The 18656-nt window shown below is 70.7% G+C and carries 15 protein-coding genes; 1 reads left to right on the plus strand and 14 read right to left on the minus strand.

The window, feature by feature from the left end; genetic code table 11:
* Window positions 1-13: 13 nt before the first annotated feature.
* Window positions 14-220 carry a YgaP family membrane protein gene (locus tag ACVCMC_RS10505; protein WP_447097230.1) on the minus strand — a complete coding sequence of 69 codons (207 nt, stop codon included), beginning with the start codon at window positions 218-220 and terminating at the stop codon, window positions 14-16.
* Window positions 221-347: 127 nt separating this feature from the next.
* Between ACVCMC_RS10505 and ACVCMC_RS10510 the strand changes: the two genes are divergently transcribed.
* Window positions 348-710 carry an ArsR/SmtB family transcription factor gene (locus ACVCMC_RS10510; RefSeq protein WP_447097231.1) on the plus strand — a complete coding sequence of 121 codons (363 nt, stop codon included), beginning with the start codon at window positions 348-350 and terminating at the stop codon, window positions 708-710.
* Window positions 711-774: 64 nt separating this feature from the next.
* On the opposite strand, the gene fabB is transcribed toward ACVCMC_RS10510, so the two are convergent.
* The 13 genes from fabB to hrpB form a co-directional block, all read right to left on the minus strand.
* The gene (gene fabB / locus ACVCMC_RS10515; RefSeq protein WP_447097232.1) at window positions 775-1983 is read right to left on the minus strand and encodes a beta-ketoacyl-ACP synthase I; all 1209 of its coding nucleotides are present in this window, start codon (window positions 1981-1983) and stop codon (window positions 775-777) included.
* Between the two features lies 1 nt (window position 1984).
* Window positions 1985-2500, minus strand: coding sequence for a 3-hydroxyacyl-[acyl-carrier-protein] dehydratase FabA (gene fabA / locus ACVCMC_RS10520; RefSeq protein WP_395116372.1), 516 nt, complete (start codon window positions 2498-2500; stop codon window positions 1985-1987).
* A 124-nt stretch (window positions 2501-2624) separates the two neighbouring features.
* A complete protein-coding gene (locus ACVCMC_RS10525; RefSeq protein WP_447097233.1) occupies window positions 2625-4073 on the minus strand; it encodes an FAD-binding protein in 1449 nt (482 codons plus the stop codon).
* Window positions 4070-5095, minus strand: a complete 1026-nt coding sequence (gene nadA, locus ACVCMC_RS10530) for a quinolinate synthase NadA (protein ID WP_395116368.1) — start codon at window positions 5093-5095, stop codon at window positions 4070-4072. Before nadA ends, ACVCMC_RS10525 begins: the two co-directional genes overlap by 4 nt.
* A gap of 274 nt (window positions 5096-5369) precedes the next feature.
* Window positions 5370-6623 (minus strand): hypothetical protein, encoded by a 1254-nt coding sequence (locus tag ACVCMC_RS10535; RefSeq protein WP_447097234.1) that lies wholly within the window; start codon window positions 6621-6623, stop codon window positions 5370-5372.
* Window positions 6604-6894 carry a DUF2249 domain-containing protein gene (locus tag ACVCMC_RS10540; protein ID WP_395116363.1) on the minus strand — a complete coding sequence of 97 codons (291 nt, stop codon included), beginning with the start codon at window positions 6892-6894 and terminating at the stop codon, window positions 6604-6606. The genes ACVCMC_RS10535 and ACVCMC_RS10540 overlap by 20 nt, the downstream gene beginning before the upstream one ends.
* A 68-nt stretch (window positions 6895-6962) precedes the next feature.
* A complete protein-coding gene (locus ACVCMC_RS10545) occupies window positions 6963-8216 on the minus strand; it encodes an alginate export family protein (RefSeq protein ID WP_447097235.1) in 1254 nt (417 codons plus the stop codon).
* A 180-nt stretch (window positions 8217-8396) separates the two neighbouring features.
* The gene (locus tag ACVCMC_RS10550; RefSeq protein ID WP_447097236.1) at window positions 8397-8969 is read right to left on the minus strand and encodes an SCO family protein; all 573 of its coding nucleotides are present in this window, start codon (window positions 8967-8969) and stop codon (window positions 8397-8399) included.
* A 10-nt stretch (window positions 8970-8979) separates the two neighbouring features.
* A complete protein-coding gene (locus ACVCMC_RS10555) occupies window positions 8980-9744 on the minus strand; it encodes a formylglycine-generating enzyme family protein (RefSeq protein WP_395116356.1) in 765 nt (254 codons plus the stop codon).
* Window positions 9745-9746: 2 nt separating this feature from the next.
* Entirely contained in the window at window positions 9747-11261 is a 1515-nt protein-coding gene (gene nirK / locus ACVCMC_RS10560) for a copper-containing nitrite reductase (RefSeq protein ID WP_447097237.1), read from the minus strand.
* 337 nt (window positions 11262-11598) lie between these two features.
* Window positions 11599-12840 carry an NnrS family protein gene (locus ACVCMC_RS10565; RefSeq protein WP_447097238.1) on the minus strand — a complete coding sequence of 414 codons (1242 nt, stop codon included), beginning with the start codon at window positions 12838-12840 and terminating at the stop codon, window positions 11599-11601.
* A gap of 90 nt (window positions 12841-12930) precedes the next feature.
* Window positions 12931-15543 carry a bifunctional diguanylate cyclase/phosphodiesterase gene (locus ACVCMC_RS10570; protein ID WP_447097239.1) on the minus strand — a complete coding sequence of 871 codons (2613 nt, stop codon included), beginning with the start codon at window positions 15541-15543 and terminating at the stop codon, window positions 12931-12933.
* Between the two features lie 240 nt (window positions 15544-15783).
* Window positions 15784-18408 carry an ATP-dependent helicase HrpB gene (hrpB, locus tag ACVCMC_RS10575; protein WP_447099487.1) on the minus strand — a complete coding sequence of 875 codons (2625 nt, stop codon included), beginning with the start codon at window positions 18406-18408 and terminating at the stop codon, window positions 15784-15786.
* Between the last annotated feature and the right edge of the window lie 248 nt (window positions 18409-18656).

Consider the following 18656-nt stretch of genomic DNA (forward strand, 5'->3'; position numbering starts at 1 on the left):
GGCCTCGCTCGGGTCAGGAAGGAAACGCGCAGCCGGGCTTCAGCCCCAGCTTGCGCAGGATCATCGCCAGCGGGCAGAAGCCGGTGAACGAGGACTGCAGCAGGTTGGCGCCGACGAACACCGACAGCCAGATCCAGCCCGGCGCCACGAAATGCGCCAGCGCGATACCGGCCAGCACCACGCTGCCGGCGAACCCCATCACGATGCGATCGACATTCATGTTGAACTCCTCGGTTGGCGGTTGTCCGCGAACATCGCGAATCAACAACTATTTCTAAATTAGAAATAGCTTAATTAGTATGGCGTGGTAAAGTCAAGCCGCCAAACTGCAGCGGACCCGAATCCCCATGGACACGTCTTCCCGCACCGACATGACACTGATGCAGGCCAATGCCGAGGAGGCGTCGCGCCTGCTCAAGACGCTGGGCAACGCGCAACGCCTGCGCATGCTGTGCCTGCTCGCCGACGGCGAACTGTCGGTCGGCCAGATCAACGAACAACTGCCGGAACTGAGCCAGTCGGCGCTGTCGCAGCACCTGGCCCGCCTGCGCGAGGAAGGCCTGGTCGACACCCGGCGCGAAGCGCAGACCGTGTGGTACTCGCTGCCGCCGGGCCCGGCGCAGGCGGTCATCGGCACGCTGTATGGAATCTACTGCGCCCCCGCGACGCGCAAGGCGGCGAAACGAAGCGGCACGGCGCGGCGTCGCTGAGCGCACGCCTTCGCGCGGAGGGAGAGTCGGCTCCTGCCCTCTCCCTGCTCGCAGGGAACGTTCCCTAAACCCGCGCGAACACCAGCGTGCCGTTGGTGCCGCCGAAGCCGAAGCTGTTGGACATCACCGTGTTCAGGGTGGCCGTGCGGCTTTCGCGCAGGATCGGGAAGCCTTCGGCGCGGGGGTCGAGGTCGGTGATGTGGGCCGAACCGGCGACGAAGCCTTCCTTGAGCATCAGCAGGCTGTAGATCGCCTCGTGCACGCTGGCCGCGCCGAGCGAGTGGCCGGTCAGCGCCTTGGTCGAGGACAGCGGCGGCACCGCGTCGCCGAACACGGCGCGCACGGCGTCGAGTTCCACGATGTCGCCCAGCGGCGTGGCGGTGCCATGGGTGTTGAGGTAGTCGACCGGCGCCTTGACGTCGGCCAGCGCCATCTGCATGCAGCGCACCGCGCCCTCGCCGGACGGCGCGACCATCTCGGCGCCGTCGGAGGTGACGCCGTAGCCAACCAGCTCGGCGTGGATGCGCGCACCGCGTGCCTTGGCGTGCTCGTACTCCTCCAGCACCAGCATGCCGCCGCCACCGGCGATGACGAAGCCGTCGCGGGTGGTGTCGTAGGGACGCGAGGCGCTGACCGGGGTGTCGTTGTGGTGGCTGGACAGCGCGCCCATCGCGTCGAACTGCGAGGTCATGCCCCAGTGCTCCTCTTCGCCGCCGCCGGCGAACACCACGTCCTGCGCGCCGTGGCGGATCAGGTCGGCGGCCGCGCCGATGCAGTGCGCCGAGGTGGCGCAGGCGGCGGAGATGGAATAGCTCAGGCCCAGGATGCCGAAGGTGGTGGCCAGCGTGGCCGACACCGTGGAGCACATCGTGCGCGGCACCATGTACGGGCCGATCTTGCGCACGCCCTTGTTGCGCAGCAGGTCGCCGGTCTCGATCTGCCAGCGCGGCGAACCGCCGCCGGAGCCGGCGATCGCGCCGATGCGCGGGTTGCGCACCTGATCGGCATCCAGCCCGGCATCGGCCATCGCCGAACGCATCGACACGTACGCATACGCCGCCGCGTCGCCCATGAAGCGCTTCAGCTTGCGATCGATCACCGCCTCCAGGTCGATGTTCGGCACGCCCGCCACATGGCTGCGCATGCCCAGTTCGGCATATTCGGGCATCGCGCGGATACCGCTGCGGCTGTCGCGCAAGGCGCCAGCCACCGTTTCCAGATCGTTGCCAAGGCACGAGACGATGCCCATGCCCGTCACCACCACGCGACGCATGTCAAAAACCCTCGGTGGATTGGAACAGGCCCACGCGCATGTCGCTGGCCTCGTAGATCAGGCGGTCGTCGACGAAGGTCTTGCCGTCGGCGATCACCAGCCGCAACTTGCCGCGCATCACGCGACGGATGTCGATCTCGTAGCGCACCAGCTTGGCGGTGGGCATCACCTGGCCGGAGAACTTCACGTTGCCCACGCCGAGCGCGCGGCCGCGGCCGGGTTCGCCCAGCCACGGCAGGTAGAAACCGCTGAGCTGCCACATGGCATCCAGGCCCAGGCAGCCGGGCATCACCGGGTCGCCGATGAAGTGGCAACCGAAAAACCAAAGGTCCGGATGGATGTCCATTTCGGCGCGGATGCAGCCCTTGCCGTGGCTGCCGCCCTCTTCGGAAATGTGCGTGATGCGATCGAACATCAGCATCGGCGGCGAAGGCAGCCGCGCGTTGTCGTCGCCGAACAGTTCGCCGCGCCCGCAGGCGCGCAGCTGCTCGTAGTCGAAAGAGGAAGGACGTGTCATGAAATGCTCGGGGGTGGGGGAATGCCAAGTGTGCCAGTTGGACGCCGTCCTGTCTTGACGTGCGACGCGTGCGACGGCCGTACGCCAGCGCATCGTGAAGCCTTCGCGACGACGTCCGCAGGCATCAGGACGGGCAGCCGCGATCTTCACGCCAGTGTGCGCCGAGCGAGCGTCGACGCAGGCGCATCGCGCGCAGCAGCGCCTTGGCCAGGCGTGCCTGCCAGCCGGAGTCGGCCAGCGCCGCGCCGATCCGCCAGGCGTCGCGCAATGCACCCGCCTCGCGCCGCGGACCGGCCGCGTGCCACAGCAGCGCACGCAAACCGGCAAGCTCTGCCGGCGGCAGGCTGGCGCCGCGTTCGATCACGCGCAGCGGGCCGACGCCGACGTCCGCGGCGGCAGCCGCACGCAAGCCGTGACCCAGCCGCTGTCCGCAGAGCACGCCTTCGAGCAGCGAATTGCTGGCCAGCCGGTTGGCGCCGTGCACGCCATTGCAGGCCACCTCGCCCACGGCGTACAGACCCGGCACGCTGGTGCGTCCGTCCGCATCGGTGGCCAGCCCGCCCATGTGGAAGTGCGCCGCCGGCGTCACCGGCAACGCCTGCCGGCGCGGATCGATGCCATGCGCCAGGCACGCGGCCAGCACGGTGGGAAAACGCTGCTCCCAGGCGCCCTCCACCGCCGTCGCGTCAAGCCAGGCGCGGCCACCGGCGGCCTGCGCCGCAGCCACGCGCCGCGACACCACGTCGCGCGGCGCCAGGTCGCCGAGCGGATGCACGCCGGCCATCAGCGCAGTGCCCGTATCGTCGTGCAATCGCGCACCGGCGCCGCGCAGCGCCTCGGTGAGCAGCGGCAGGCAGTGGCCGGGCACGTCGAGCGCGGTGGGATGGAATTGCACGAACTCGAGGTCGCGCGCCGCCGCGCCGGCGGCCAGGCCGAGCGCGAGGCCCGCGCCATCGGCACCCGGCGGATTGCTGGTGCGCGCGTACAGGGCGCCGATGCCGCCGGTGGCCAGCACCACCGCCGCCGCCTCGACCTGTTCGTGGCGGCCGCGCTCGTCGCACGTGCGCACGCCGACCACGCGACCGCCGCGCAGCAACAAGCCATCGACATCGACGCCGCCGCGCCACTGCACGTGGCTGGCCGCCTGCGCCTGCTCGCGCAAGGCGCAGAACACCGCCGCGCCACTGGCATCGCCGCCGGCGTGCACGATGCGGGCGGTTGCATGGCCGCCTTCGCGACCCAGTTGCAGCGCGCCATCCGCCGTCCGATCGAAGACCACGCCCTGCGCCTGCAGCCAGTCGATCGCCGCCGGTGCCGCGGCAGTCAGCCACGCGACCATCGCCGCGTCGTTGTGCTGCGCGCCGGCGGCGAGCGTGTCGGCAGCGTGGGCGGCGGCGCTGTCATGCGGATCGAGCGCCGCGGCGATGCCGCCCTGGGCCAGCGCCGTGGCGCTGCCGCAACCGTCGTGGGCGCGGCACAGCAGGCGCACCGGCGCGGGCGCCGCGGCCAGCGCGGTCGCCAGCCCGGCCACGCCGCCGCCCACCACCACGATCGGCAGGTGCGCTCGCCTCACACGCGTTCGCGCCGGCCGACGGCGAGCATGCGTTCCAGCGCCGCGCGGGCGCGCACGCTCACGTCCGCGGGAATCTCGATCGCGTGGCGCAGGTCGCGCAGGCAGGCGTAGATGTTCTGCAAGGTGATCCGCTGCATGTGCGGGCACAGGTTGCACGGCTTGATGAACTCGGTCTGCGGGAACTGCGACTTGAGGTTGTCGGCCATCGAACACTCGGTGACCATCGCCACCCGGGCCGGCTTCTCGCGCGCCAGCCACTTGCCCATGGCGGTGGTGGAGCCGACGAAGTCGGCCTCGGCCAGCACCTCGGGCGAACATTCCGGATGCGCCACCACCCGGGTGCCGAACTGCTCGCGCACGTGCCGCACTTCCTGCGCGGTGAAGCGCTCGTGCACTTCGCAGCGGCCGTGCCACAGGATGATTTCCACCGCCGTCTGTTTGGCCACGTGGCGGCCGAGGAATTCGTCAGGCAGGAAGATCACCTTCGGCGCGCCCATCGCCTCCACCACCTGCACCGCGTTCGCCGAGGTGCAGATCGCATCGGACTCCGCCTTCACCGCGGCGGAGGTATTGGCGTAGCTCACCACCGGCACGCCGGGGTGCTGCGCGCGCAATGCGCGCACGTCGGCGGCGGTGATCGAGGAGGCCAGCGAGCAGCCCGCTTCGAGATCGGGCAGCAGCACGGTCTTGTGCGGCGCCAGGATCTTCGCGGTCTCGGCCATGAAGTGCACGCCGCACAGCACGATCAGCTCGGCTTCGCACTCGGCCGCGGCCTGGGCCAGGCCGAGCGAGTCGCCGGTGATGTCGGCCACACCGTGGAAGATCTCCGGCGACTGGTAGCTGTGCGCCATGATCACCGCGCCGCGCTGCTTTTTCAGCTTGTTGATCGCGTCGATCCACGGCAGGTGCAGCGGGATCTCCAGGCACGGCACCAGCGGTTCGAGCCGCTCGGCAAGCGCGGCGTATTCGTGTTCGAGTTCATCGCGCCAGACAGGCACGGGGACGGCGGCGAGGTCGTGCATGGCGATCCGCGGTGGAGGGTGGGCGAAGTATCCGAGGGCGCAGCTGGCCGGTTCAGTCCGCCCGACGAGCCGCGATGCGCGCAAGGCAGTGCAACCCGATGTGCGGGCGCGAGGCGAACCGCGATGGCGGCGGCCGCAGGCGCGGGAGAACGGAGCAACGCAACGAGAGGCTTGGCATGATGGCGCGCATCATCGCCGGCAACCGCGCGGGCGCGCCTTGATCGAGGTCAACCGCAACCGACGCACCACCGCGATGACGTCGGACGCTTTCCGCTCACGGGTGCTGCGGCAACGCCGCCACGAATGCCTCGGCGCGCCGGTGCACGCCGCGCAACGCCGACCACGTGCCCAGCCACGCGCACGCCAGCGCCACGCCGGCCGCACGTACCAGCCACGGCGACGGCCACAGCACCGCGGCTGGCAACAGCAGCAGCGGCCATTGCGCCAGCAGCACGCCGAGCTTGTCGCTGTCGGGCAGCAACCGCTGCACGCCGGGCAACTGCAGGCCGCGGCCGCAGCGTCGGTGCAGGTCGATCCAGCCGATGAAGGGAACGATCTCCAGCGCCATGCCGGCAAGCAGCAGCGGCAGCGCGATGCCCAGCCCCAGCGTCGCCGCCAGCACGGCGGTGCGAGCGCCTCCGGTCAGCAGCACGGCGGCCAGCGCCAGCACGATCAGGCCGCCGCGCCAACTCCACAGCAAGGGTGCGCGACGCACGCGCGGCGAGCGCCACTGCAGCCACAACGCAGCGCCGGCGAACAGCGCGACGTGCACCGCCACGGTGGCGAGCAGCCAGCGGCCGTCGTCGCGGGCCCAGCGCCACCATGCCGCGGCCGGCAGCATCAGCAGCACGCTGGCCAGCCACAGGGTCTGCGCCCGCGCCGGCATCGCCGCCGTGCCCTGGAACATCGGCATCACGATCCGCGCCACGCTGGCCAGCAGCAGCACGGTCCAGCCCAGCACGCCCCAGCTGGCGTGCACGTCCACCAGCGCCGCCATCGACAGCGTCGTGCCGTCGACCAGCGCGAGCGCCAACAGCGCGCCGAGCAGCGCGGTCAGCACGCCGAAGGCGATCGCCGCGCCGATGCCCGCGCGCAGCAGCCGCTGACCCGCGGCGACACACAGGCCGGGCACGGTCATCCCGGCCAACGTCGCGAACGCCAGCGGCAACAGCACGGCACCGCCGCGCAGCGCGCCGCGCCAGCCTTCGTGCAGGCCGGCCACCAGCAACAGCACGCCGAGGTTGAACACGGCGTGCAGCAATCGCCCCAGCCGCGCGCCGCCACGCACCCGCACGCCGGCGGCGGCAGGCAGGAATTGCAGCACGCTGCCGAACATCACGTTGCCGAACACGCCCAGGGTGAACACGTGCACCAGCGCCAGCGTGGCCGGCTGCCAGCGCGTGCGCAGCGCAACGTCGCCGTCGACGAGCAGCAGCGCGCCGGCGAGCACGCCCCACAGCGGCGCACTCAGCAGGAACCGCCGCGGCAACGATGCCGGCGGCGCCTGGTCAAGCGCCAGTCGGGCCATCGTCGTCCGGGCGATGGATCCGCACGCGCGCGCCGCCGGCGGGCAGCATCTCCGCACGGACATGCAGACGGCGACCGGACAGCAGGTCGAGCAGCGGCGTCGGCAGCAGCGGGGTGAGCAGCTCGAGCGTCTGCCCCGGCGCCAGCGCATCGGCTGCCTCCAATGCACGCATCATCGGCTCCGGCGCCGGCAGCGCGCGCAGGTCGAGCGCGATGGTGGTGCCATCGTCGGTGGCGTGGTCGTGGTGGGCCGGCGGTGGAGAGACAGGCATGCGGCCATCTCAACGCAGCAGGGGCGCGGGCGCGCTGACCTGGGTCAACGCAGCCGCGCCAGCGACGCTCAACGCGCGCCCGCCAGCGCCTGCCGGCCGCGCCATTCCAGCTGCAGCCACACCCGCGCGTTGTCGCGACCGAGACCATCGGCGCGATAGTCGGCCAGCTTGAGCATGGCGTCGAGGCCGGCGATCAGCGGAAGGCTCAGCGATGCGTTCCACTCGCTGCCGTAGCGGCCGCCGCAATCCGCGCGGTAGTCGTGGTAGGCCACCACCCAGGCGAGCTTGCCGGCCAGCCCGCTGCGACCGAACTTGCCGGCGGCGCCGACGTAGCGATCCTCCAGGCCGCCGGCGGGCGTCACGTTGAACTGATCGTCCCAGCCGTTGAACGCGTGCAGCGTCGCCAGCGGCGTCTGCAACGCATGCTGGCCGTTGCCGCCCAGATGTTCCCAGCCCAGCTTCGCGGTGATGCCGCCCTGCGTCCAGGTCGGTTCCAGCAGCCAGTAGTTGTGCGCGAAATGCAGCGGATTGTTGGCGTAGTCGCGCTGCCGCGCCGCTTCCAGCGTCCAGCCCGCGCCGTTGCCGTCGTGCAGCGCCTTGCCGCTCCAGCGCGCGCCCCAGGTGGCGCTCGATGCGCTGGCCACGTCGCGGTCCTCGTGCAGGTAGGCATAGCCGACCCATTGCTGCGCGCCGCGGACCCATGCGGCGTTGAGCAGGTGCGTGTCCAGAGCGCGCTCGCGCGCCAGCGGATTGAGCGCGTCGCGGCCGGCCACCCGATGCACGCGATCGAGCCAGTCGTAGCGCACGGTCACGCTGTCCAGCGGTTGCCATTGCAGCGCCAGCGCATCGAAGGTCTGCTCGTGCTGGCGCCAGCCGCTGTTGCCGACCCAGCGCTGGTTGTCCAGCAGCAGTCGCTGGCGCCCCAGCGTGGCGCCGAACACGTCGCCTTGCCATGCCAGCCAGGCCTGGTCGAGTTCGCTGCCACGCGGGTCGGTGATCGCCGGATACTGCGTGCGGCCGTTCGCGCCGCTGTTGTAGTGCTCGTTGGCCGCGGCCACGCCGGCACCTTCCAGCAGCGCACTCCAGCCCTCCCCGAAGCTGGCGCGCAGGCCCAGCCGCAGGCGCAAGGTCGTGGCCGCCGCGTCGCGGCTGAAGGCGTCGTCGTCGACCTGTTCGTGGCGCAGTCGTGCATCCCATTCCAGCTGCAGCGGCGCGTTCGCCGCCGGCGGCGCGATCGCGTCGACGGCGGCCCGGGCCGCTGGTGCACCCAGCGTGGCGGCCAGCACGCAGCTGGCGGAAAGCATGTGGCGGATCGGCTTCATCGGATGTCCCCTTGTTGGATGCGCGCAGTCTGCGGACTGCCCGCCTCCGGCCAGTTGACCGCCGTCAGCTCGGCGCCATCGAAGCGGCGACTGTGACAACACGCCGCGCGGGTGCACGAAAAAGCCGCCATGACGGCGGCTTCGGCAACGGACGCATGGACGTCCACTTGGCGCACCGGCTCACGGCTTCGCCAGCGTCTCCTCGATGGCCTTCACGAACGCCGGATCGAGCCGGCCGATCAGCGTGGTGCGCGCGGCGATGCGGCCCTCGGCGTCGAGCAGGATCAGCTCGCTGGAGTGGTTGAACTCGCCATCGGGCAGCTGCCGGTATTGCAGGCCGAGCACGCCGGACAATTGCCGCACCTGCGCCGGCTCGGCGCGGGCCAGCGTCCAGATGCGCCCGTCCAGCTTGCGCTTCTCCGCATAGCTCTTCAGCGTGGCCACGTCGTCCTTAGCCGGGTCGAAGCTCACCGCGAGCAGGTCGATCTTCGCGCGCGCGGCCGGATCGAGCGCGTTGCGGGTCAGGCGCAGGCTGTCGATGATCATCGGGCAGACCATCTGGCACGAGGTGTAGAACATCGTGACCAGCTGCGGCCGCCCGCGACGCGCGGCCAGCATCTGCTGCCGGCCATCCTGCGTGGTCAGTTGCACCGGCAGGTTGTAGACCGAATCGCCGGGCAGCGGCGTGGCGGCCGCGGCAGTGCCGCCGCACAGCGCAGCGAGCAGTGCCAGTGCACCCAGAAAGTGTTTCATCGCCGCTCCTTCAGTTCGACTTCGCGCAGCGGAAGCCAAGGTTGTTGGTGGTATCGGCGGCCTTCAGCGCGGAGAGCATCGCGATGCGCATCAGCACCGCGTAGTTCTCCTTCTCCTGCAGGCTGATCGCGCCGGCGCCGCAGAACTTCAGCAGGTCGGGATCGCCCTGCTGGCGGCTGTCGCTGGCCACCATCAGCGCGTTGAAATCGTCGACCCACTCCCACACCAGGCCGTTCATGTCGCGCACCCCGTAGACGTTGGCCGTACCGCCGACGGCGGGCAGCGCGGCGTTCGATGGCCGCGAATACCAGCCCAGGATGTTCTCGCGCCAGGCCGGGTCGGCCCGCGCGTCGCGACGGCTGGCGTCCGCCGCCGCGGCAAACTCCCACTCGTACCAGCTCGGCAGCCGCGCGCCTTCGCTTTCGCAATACGCCTGCGCGGCGAACCAGCTCACCCGCGTCACCGGCTGGCGCGGGAGTGCCTGCTCGCCGAGTTCATCGGCGCCGGCCCATTGGGTGAGATAACGCGCGTCGGCGAGGATGCCGGCGACCTTGTCGCGCCGCCATTGCGGGTGCTCGCGCACGAACGCCAGGTACTCGCCATTGGTGACCAGCTCGGTGCGCAGGCGGAACGGCGCGACCTGCGCCGCGGCCGCCTTGCCGTCGGCAGGCAGCACGCTGGCGAAGGTGCCTCCCGGCAGCGCGGCGTATTCCGCCGCCGCTGCCGGGAGTGCCAGCACCAGGCCGAACCATGCCAGGGCCAGCCGCATGCGCATGCTCAGTGCCCCGGGTCCGCGTGCGGGCCGGCTTCGGCACGCGCCTTGGCCACGTCTTCCTTGCTGTACTGGCCGCCCGGGTTGTCCCAGCTGTTGATGACGTAGGTGAGGATGTTGGCCACCTCGTCGTCATTGAGCTGGCTCATCGGCGGCATCACCGAATCGTACTCGTGGCCGTTGACGGTGATCTTGCCGGTCAGGCCGTGCGTCACGATCGTCATGGCGCGTTTCGGGTCGGCGGCCAGGAAATCCGACTTGGCCAGCGGCGGGAACACGTTGGCCAGGCCTTCGCCGTTCGCCTGGTGGCAAACCGAGCAGGTGCCGGTGAACAGCTGCTTGCCCGCGGCGATCTGCTCCTCCTTGGTCAGCGTGCCGGCCGCGTGCGCCTTGGCCGCGGCGGTCACCGCCTTGAGGTTCGGCTCCGAGCGGTCGCCCAGGTAGACGTAGTCGACCTCCTTGCCCGAGTAGACCAGCTTGTTCTCCGGCCCGTCGACCTTGAGGATGCCCAGCGCGCCCTTGTTGAACGCGCGGAAGATCGAGTGGTCGACCAGCACGTAGCTGCCCGGCACGTCGGTGTGGAACTCCACCATCGCCGCGCCGCCGGCGGGGATCAGCGTGGTCTGTACGTTGTGCTGCGCCACCGTGCCGCCTTCGGGCTGCACCTTGTCGAAGATCTCGCCGATCACGTGGAAGCTGGAGACCAGGTTGGGGCCGCCGTTGCCGATGAACAGGCGCACCGTCTCGTTGGTCTTGGCGGTCAGGGCGTTGTCGCCGGTGAGTGCGCCTTCCTTGCCGTTGAACAGCACGTAGGTCGGGTGCTCGTCGATCGCCTTTTCCATGTCGAACGGCTGATGGCCCTTCTCGCGATATTTGCCGGTGGTGTAGAAGTCGCCCTGCATCACGTAGTACTCGTGGTCGACGGGCGAGAGGCCTTCCGGTGGCTCGACCAGGATCAGGCCGTACATGCCGTTGGCGATGTGCATGCCCACCGGCGCGGTGGCGCAGTGGTAGACGTAGATGCCCTGGTTCAGCGCCTTGAAGGTGAACTGCGAGGCATGCCCCGGCGCGGTGAAGCTGGACGCCGCGCCACCGCCCGGCCCGGTCACGCCATGCAGGTCGATGTTGTGCGGCATCTTGCTGTCCGGCGCGTTCTTCAGGTGGAACTCCACCGTGTCGCCCTGGCGCACGCGGATGAAGCTGCCCGGCACGGTGCCGCCGAAGGTCCAGAACGTGTAGCTGACGCCTTCGGAAATCGGCATCTCCTTCTCGATCACCTCCAGCTCGACGATGACCTTCGCCGGGTAGTTGCGATGGATCGGTGGCGGCACGTGCGGCGGGCTGGTCAGCACCGCCTTGATTGGCTCACCCTGCGGCGGACCGAAATCGCCGCGCTGGGAAGCCACCGAGGTGCTGGCCGGTGGGGTGGCCGCGGCGGGCGACGCCGGGGGCTTGTCGGAGCAGGCCGCCAGCGCGAACACGGCGAGGGCGGCGAGGACGGTGGACAGCGGACGCGACATGGGGATCTTCCCGTTGGTTGTGCCTGGCTCGAAGCATGCCCGGCAAAACCCGCCGCCATTTGACCGGCGTCAAAAGACTCCCCGAAACCCGCCCGCTGCGTCACCGCGCCACATCGGTTTCAGCCGACGCGCCTGACCCGCAAGAATCGCCATATCCACGACGGCGTCATTCACCCCACGTCGCCGCTCATCACACGGCGTCATTCCCGCAAAAGCGGGAATGACGGCGGGGAGAATTGCGGCAACCGGCGGGCGAGCGGTACGGCATGGAGAACCTGCAGAAACCGGGAAGGCTCGCCGACCTCGCGAAGCGAAGGCCGCAGCCCGCGCTCCGCCATCACCCCGCCTTGCCGTCCACCCGCGGGGTCAGGTAGATCCACGCCGAGCGCAGCACCCACGGCAGGAAGGCGAGCAGCCAGCCGTAGGCGGCGATCACCAGCCACAGGTACATGTCGCCACCCAGTTCGGCGCGAATGCGCAGCAAGGCCACCACCTGCAGCAGCACGAAGCACAGCCACGGCACCGCGCCCATCTGCAGCGGCCGGCCGGAGTGGCCCATGGTCACGCGGGTCACCATCGCCACCAGCATCGAGCCGAAGAAGCCGATGCCCAGCGCATGCAGCGGCGCGCGGCCGAGGATGAACTGGCCACTGGTGGCGTAGACCACGTCCTGCACCGCGAACAGCACGAACGCCACCGGCAGCCACGCGAATGCCAGGTGCAGCACCGCCAGCAGGCCCGGGTGCATCGCCCGCCACGGCCGCCAGGTCAGCGAGTGCCAGGCGAACACCAGCGCCAGCGGCACGTCGACCATGTACAGCCAGCCCAGCACGCCGCGCCACGACAGCACGAGGTGCGCCAGCAGCAGCATCCATACCACCGGCATGCTCCAGTCCGGGCGCACCACCGCATAGCCCTTGACCATGTTGCCGGTGAAGAACGGCAGCATGCGATGCATCACCGTGAAATAGATCGGCAGCAGCAGGCCGAAGGTGCCGATCCTGACCGCCAGCAGCGCGCACTGCGCCGGCGCGCCGAACAGGTAGGCGAGGAAGATCGCCAGCCCCAGCGTGCCGAGCGACAGCGCCGCCAGGCACGAGCGCGCATGCCCCTTGCGCTCGGCCACCGAGGCACGCAGCACGCCGGCCAGCGTCCACACGCCGATCGCGTAGCCGAGCAGCATCAGCAGCACGCCCAGCTCCAGCACGCGCGGCAGCGCCAGCAGACCCGCGTGCGCCAGCACGTAGCCGCCGAACAGGCAGCCGGCCACCGGCAGGAACCGCGTGCGCGGCAGGTCCGGGCGACCCAGCCAGCGCGGGAAGGTGGTCATCAGGAAGCCGAACATGAACAGCGGGAACAGGCCGTACTGGATCAGCACGCCGTGCGCATACAGCGGCGGGATCGACGGCTGCGGCCAGCCAGCCAGGCCGAACCGCAGCGAGGTCAGCTCCAGCGCCCACCACGCCATGCTCAACATCACCGCGACGGTGCCGGCGAGGAACAGCGGCCGGTGCGGCGCCGCCGCCAGCAGCCGGGGAATGTCGGCAAGCGGCGACGAGGTGGAGGGCTGGTCGGACATGGCGTGATCCCGCGAATGCGAATGACTTCCCATCGTGCCACAGCCATGCATGCCGGCCCCATGACCTGCATCAGCCCCGGCCCGACGCCCTCACTCGCGCTGGAACAGCGCCAGCTCCGGCCGGTGCAGGCCGAAGCCCTGCACGCGATTCACGCCCAGCGCGGTCAGCGCCTGCACGGTGGGCGTGTCGGTGACCCACTCGGCGACCACTTCCAGCCCCAGCCGGTGGCCGATGTCGGTGACCGCCTTGACCATCAGGTGGCTGACCGGATCGGTCAGCATGTCGCGCACGAAACTGCCGTCGATCTTGATGATGTCCAGCGGCAGGTGCTTCAAATAGGTGAACGAGGACATGCCGGCGCCGAAGTCGTCCAGCGCGATGCGGCAGCCGGCGGCGCGCAGCTGCGCCATGCAGCGCGCCACCGCCGAGAGGCTGCGCGCGGCCACCGTCTCGGTGATCTCGAAGCACACCTGCGCGGGCTCCACGCGGTAGCGGCGCAACCAGTCGATGATGTCCTCGACCAGGGCGGTGTCCTCGATGCTGGCGCCGGAGAGATTGATCGCCACCATCTCCATCGCGCTGCCGTCCGGATGCAGCCGGTCGAAATTCGCCAGCGTGGTCTCGATCACCCAGCGATCGACCAGCGGCATCAGTCCGTAGCGCTCGGCCGCCGGCACGAACACGCCGGGCAGTATCAGTTCGCCTGATTCCTCGCGGAAGCGCAGCAGCATCTCGATGCCCGGCCGGCCACTGCCGGGCGGCAGCGGCCACACCTCCTGGTAGGCCAGCTGCAGGCGGCGCTCGTCGATCGCCCAGCGCAGGCGGTTGGCCCAGTCCATCTCGCTGCGCCGGCGCACGGTCTGGTCGTCGCGCCCGGAGTAGAAATGCGCGCGGTTGCGGCCCATCTCCTTGGCCATGTAGCAGGCGGTGTCGGCCTGGGCGAGCAGGTCGCGGGCCGACACGCCGGAGTGGTCGATCACCACCCCGCCGATGCTGGCGCTGACCATGTAGCTGGTCTGCTCCCAGATGAACACGTAGCCGTCGATGCAGCGACGGATGCGCTCGGCGCTGCGCTCGGCCTCCTCGCGGTCGGCCACGCCGGTCAGCAGCACGCCGAACTCGTCGCCGCCGAGCCGCGCCAGCACGTCGCCCGTGCCCAGCTGCCGGCGCATCACGATCGCCAGCTGGGTGAGCAGCTGGTCGCCGGCGGGGTGGCCGGAGGTGTCGTTGACCAGCTTGAACTGATCCAGGTCCACGTACAGCAGGGCGGCGACCGGCGAGGCGAACGACCCGGCCGCCAGCAGCGCCTGCAGCTGGTGCTCGAACTCGCGGCGGTTGTACAGGTCGGTCAGCACGTCGTGGCTGGCCTGGTAGCTCAGCAACTGGTTGAGCTGGCGCTCCTCGCTGATGTCACTGGCCACCAGCAGCAGCTTGGCGTGGCCGCCCAGCTCCACCCGCGAAACCGCCACGCTGGCCCAGAAGCGCTCGCCGCCGGCGTCCCGCAACTGCGCCTCCATCCGGCCGCAGCCGCTGGTGTCGCGCGCCTGCAGTTGCCGGTGCAGGTCGTCGTCGTCGAACAGTTCGGGCAGGCGCTGATCGATGATGCGGTCGCCGAGGCGATTGCGCGACGCCTGATTGGCGTAGGTGATGCGCCCGCCGTCGGCATCGGCCAGCATCACCAGCGCCGGCAACAACTCGTTGAGCGCGCGAAAACGCTCCTCGCTCTCGCGGTAACGCCGGCTCATCTGCCAGCCCAGTTCCAGCGCGCGCTGCCGCGTGTTGACCATGGAGTACACCAGCATGGCCAGCAGCACGCTGGCCAGCACGCCCACCGGCAGCGCCGACTGGCTCCAGTCGAACGCCGTCGGGCGCATCGGGCGCGAGCGCATCACCACGTCCAGCACGCGCCCGCCATAGGCGAGCCGGCGCTCGAAGCGGAAGTCGTCGCCGGTCGCCGCCGCGGGCGCGGAATCGAACATCGGCACTGCGCGCGCCGGGTCGGTGACGTCGTGCAAGGTCAGCCGCAGCTGCCGCCCCACGTCCGGCTGCAGCACGTTGCCAAGCAGCTTGCTGATGCGGAACGACACCGCGATCGAGCCGCGCATGCGCTCGCGGCGCTGCGCCATGGTGCGCGGCGGGTCGCCCGGGCTGAACACCGGCAGGCGCATGGTGAACCCGTCCGGTGCGCCGGCGCCGGTCTGCTGTACCGGGCGGAACGGCGCGGACAACGCCACCTCGCCGCTGTCGCGCGACGCCAGCAGCCCAGCCAGGTTGCTCGGTTGCGCCGCGACGTCGAGGCTGACCACCGCCTCGTTGCCCTTGCGCGGCTGCACCCAGCTAGTGATGAAATGCTCGCCCTGCGGACCGCTCTCGCGCTGCGCGTAGGCCAGCGCCAGCAGGCCGGGGAACTGCACGTGCGGGCGCATGTTGTCGTAGAAGTTGGTGAACTCGGTCTCGCTGACTTCGTCCGAGGAGAGGAACAGCGTCTGCACCGCGCGCAGCAGCGATTCGGACTCGTGCAGGCGGTTCAGCAGGGCTGCATAGGTCTTGCCCGCCATCTCGCCACGCACCAGCGACTGCTCGGTGAGATGCCGCCGCTGCTGTTGCAGGTGGGCCGCGAAGGCCAGCGCCAGGCCCGCCAGCAAGGCGAGCAAGCTCCACCACAGGGCGCTGCGGCGCCAGCCCGAAGCTGCCACAGCCACGGGCTCGAACGCACCGCCGGTCCGGCGATCCGTTCGCGTTGGATGGAGCTCGTGGAGATCCATAAGCTGTGGCAATTCCGCTGCCATGGGGTCCAGTGTGTTCGATGCTACAGGAGCAGAATGCGCGCGCCAGATGAAAAGCGCACGGCCGCAGGGTCCCCGCCCATGTCGACCGGCGGAATCTCCCCCTTCCCGGCTATCGGCCGCAGGGGCGGATGATTGAGCTGTTGCTGGCCGGCCTCACCTTCCCCGCGGCTTGGCCCGATGCGTGGCCTGCGCCGTCCATGGATCGTCGGGCCAGGGGTGGCGGGGGTAGCGGCCCTTGAGTTCCTTTTTCACCTCGGGGTAGGTGCGTTCCCAGAAGCCGCGCAGGTCCTGGGTGACCTGGATCGGGCGGCCGGCGGGGGAGAGCAGGTGCAGGGTGACCGGGATGCGGCCGCCGCCGACGCGCGGAGTGTCGGCCAGGCCGAACAGTTCCTGCAGTTTCACGGCCAGCACCGGCGAGTCGGCGCCGGCGTATTCCAGGCGGCGTGACTGGCCGCTGGGCACCACGACTTGTTCCGGTGCCTGGGCGTCCAGCAGCTGGCGCTGCGAATGGTCGAACAGCGACGCCAGCGCCTGCGACAACTCCTCCGCGCCCAGGGCGTCGAGTCGGTGCTTGCCATGCAGGTACGGCGCCAGCCACTGTTCCAGCGTGACCAGCAGGTTTGCGTCGGACACGTCGGGCAGCCCACGCTCGGGCAGCCATGCGCGCAAGGCCTGCATGCGCGCGCGCAGGCGGCGGGCGTGGTCGCTCCACGGCAGCGCGTCCAGGCCGCGCGCGCGGATCGCCGCCAGCATGGCCGGCAAGGCATCGGCCGGGCGCACCGGCACGCTGTGGCGGCTCAGCACGATGGCGCCGAAGCGGCTTTCCTCGAACGCCTCGGCCGCGCCGCGCTGCTCGTTCCAGCGCAGCGTGCGTTCGCGGGTGAAATGCGCGGGGAAGTCGCGCTCCAGCGTGCGCGGGTCCAGCGGCGCGGCGCTGAACACCAGGCTGTCGCGCGACTCCAGCCGCAGGTCGGTCACCACCAGCCAGGGTTCGCCGAGCAGCGCCGTGTGTTCGTGCAGGCGGGCGCCGCGGCCGTTGGCCAGCACGTAGCGGCGCGGATCGTCGCCATCGCGATGGGCGACGCGGTCGGGGAAGGCGTGCGCCAGCAGGTCGCCCACGGCGTGGCTGTCGGGTACGCCGGTGGCCGCGGTTCGGACGTCCAGACGTCTGCGCCAGCCCTTGCTGGCCTGCTCGATCGCGGCCAGCGCGCCGGCGTCGACCTCGCCGCGCGGCGCGCCGCCGCGGCGGTCGCGCCAAGCGTGCAAGGCGGCCACGCGCACGCGCAGATCGTCGTTGCGCGCCTGCGCCCCGCGCAACGGCGAGCGCGCCTCCAGCAGGGCCAGCAGGTCGGCGACCACGGCGCGTTGTTCGTGCGGCGCGCGCAGCGCCGCGGCGGCCAGCCGCGGGCTGGCGCCCAGCTCCAGCATGCGCCGACCCAGCGCGGTGATGCATGCGTCGCGGTCGAGCGCATCGAGTGCCTGCAGCAGTTCGCGCGCCTGGGCCAGCGCGCCGGGCGGCGGCGGGTCGAGCCAGGCCAGGTCGCCGCCATCCGCCGCCGTGACACCCCAGGCCGCCAGCTCCAGCGCCAGGCCGGACAGCTCCGCCTGTGCGATCTCCGCGCCACGGCTGCGCTCCAGCCGGCGGCTCTGCGGCCACAGCCGATACGCCACGCCCGCCGCGACGCGACCGGCGCGGCCGGCGCGCTGATCGGCCGAGGCCTGCGAGATGGTGACCGTCTCCAGCCGGGTGAAGCCGGAGTGCGGATCGAAGCGCGGCTCGCGCGCCAGGCCGCTGTCGACCACCGCGCGGATGCCGGGCAAGGTGATGCTCGATTCGGCCACGTTGGTGGCCAGCACGATGCGGCGCGTGCCGGGTTCGGCCGGGGCCAGGGCGTATTGCTGCTCGGTGAGGGACAGCTCGCCGTGCAGGGGCACGATGTCGATTTGTTCCCCTCTCCCTCCGGGAGAGGGTGCCCCTTTAGGGGCGGGAGAGGGTACGGGCGGAGCGGGGCGCTCGGCTCCGACCGCACCCTCTCCCCCAACCCCTCCCCCGAAGGGGGAGGGGAGCATTCTCTCCAGCAGCGCCTGCGTTCGCGCGATCTCGCGCCGACCGGGCAGGAAGACCAGCACGTCGCCGTCGGTTTCATCGAGCGCCTGGCGCACGGTGCGGGCGAGATGCTGCTCGGCGCTTTCCTGCGCGCGCGCCGGCGGATGTTCGATGCGTATCGGGAAGCTGCGCCCGGGGCTGGAAAGGCGCGGCGCGTCGAGCCAGCCGGCGATGCGCTCGCCATCCAGCGTGGCCGACATCAGCAGCAGGCGCAGGTCCGGCCGCAAGGTGGCTTGCACGTCGAGCGCGAGCACGGCGCCGAGGTCGCCGGCCAGGTGGCGCTCGTGGAACTCGTCGAAGATGATCGCGCCGATGCCGGCCAGTTCGGGATCGGCCTGGATCAGCCGGGTGAGGATGCCTTCGGTGACCACCTCGACGCGGGTGGCAGCGCTCACCTTCGACTCGAAGCGAATGCGGTAGCCCACCGTCTGCCCGACCGGCTCGCCGAGCTGCGTCGCCATGAACTGCGCGGCGGCGCGCGCGGCGAGACGGCGCGGTTCCAGCATCACGATCCTGCGGCCGGCCAGCCACGGCGCATCGAGCAGGGCCAGCGGCACCTGAGTGGTCTTGCCGGCGCCGGGCGGCGCCTCCAGCACCAGCCGCGGATTTGCCGCGAGCGCGGCGCGGATCTCGGGCAGCAACGGGAGGATCGGGAAATCGGGCGCAGTCATCCGCTGCATGATAAAGGCCCGCCCCACCAGGACAGCCAGGAGCCGCTCGCGAGCGATGCTCCCGCGTCGGGATTCGGGATTCGCGAGAGCAAGGGTACTGCCCGCGAGCTGGCCTCAAGCGTGGCTTCAGGTGGCCGATGTACTGATTGGGCTAACCGCTCATGGGTCGCCACACGTTTTCATGGAACCAGGAGTATCCCGATTGTTCACCATGCCACCATCCAGCAAGGGGCGGCGCCTTCGCTTCC

It is taken from the genome of Rhodanobacter sp. UC4452_H20, assembly GCF_052978205.1.

What these genes read in the sequence shown, in the direction of transcription:
- ACVCMC_RS10510 (WP_447097231.1), top strand. Translation starts at nt 348, where the DNA reads ATGGACACGTCTTCCCGCACCGACATGACACTGATGCAGGCCAATGCC.
- fabA (WP_395116372.1), bottom strand. Translation starts at nt 2,500, where the DNA reads ATGACACGTCCTTCCTCTTTCGACTACGAGCAGCTGCGCGCCTGCGGG.
- fabB (WP_447097232.1), bottom strand. Translation starts at nt 1,983, where the DNA reads ATGCGTCGCGTGGTGGTGACGGGCATGGGCATCGTCTCGTGCCTTGGC.
- nadA (WP_395116368.1), bottom strand. Translation starts at nt 5,095, where the DNA reads ATGCACGACCTCGCCGCCGTCCCCGTGCCTGTCTGGCGCGATGAACTC.
- nirK (WP_447097237.1), bottom strand. Translation starts at nt 11,261, where the DNA reads ATGTCGCGTCCGCTGTCCACCGTCCTCGCCGCCCTCGCCGTGTTCGCG.
- hrpB (WP_447099487.1), bottom strand. Translation starts at nt 18,408, where the DNA reads ATGACTGCGCCCGATTTCCCGATCCTCCCGTTGCTGCCCGAGATCCGC.
- ACVCMC_RS10540 (WP_395116363.1), bottom strand. Translation starts at nt 6,894, where the DNA reads ATGCCTGTCTCTCCACCGCCGGCCCACCACGACCACGCCACCGACGAT.
- ACVCMC_RS10555 (WP_395116356.1), bottom strand. Translation starts at nt 9,744, where the DNA reads ATGCGCATGCGGCTGGCCCTGGCATGGTTCGGCCTGGTGCTGGCACTC.
- ACVCMC_RS10535 (WP_447097234.1), bottom strand. Translation starts at nt 6,623, where the DNA reads ATGGCCCGACTGGCGCTTGACCAGGCGCCGCCGGCATCGTTGCCGCGG.
- ACVCMC_RS10565 (WP_447097238.1), bottom strand. Translation starts at nt 12,840, where the DNA reads ATGTCCGACCAGCCCTCCACCTCGTCGCCGCTTGCCGACATTCCCCGG.
- ACVCMC_RS10545 (WP_447097235.1), bottom strand. Translation starts at nt 8,216, where the DNA reads ATGAAGCCGATCCGCCACATGCTTTCCGCCAGCTGCGTGCTGGCCGCC.
- ACVCMC_RS10505 (WP_447097230.1), bottom strand. Translation starts at nt 220, where the DNA reads ATGAATGTCGATCGCATCGTGATGGGGTTCGCCGGCAGCGTGGTGCTG.
- ACVCMC_RS10550 (WP_447097236.1), bottom strand. Translation starts at nt 8,969, where the DNA reads ATGAAACACTTTCTGGGTGCACTGGCACTGCTCGCTGCGCTGTGCGGC.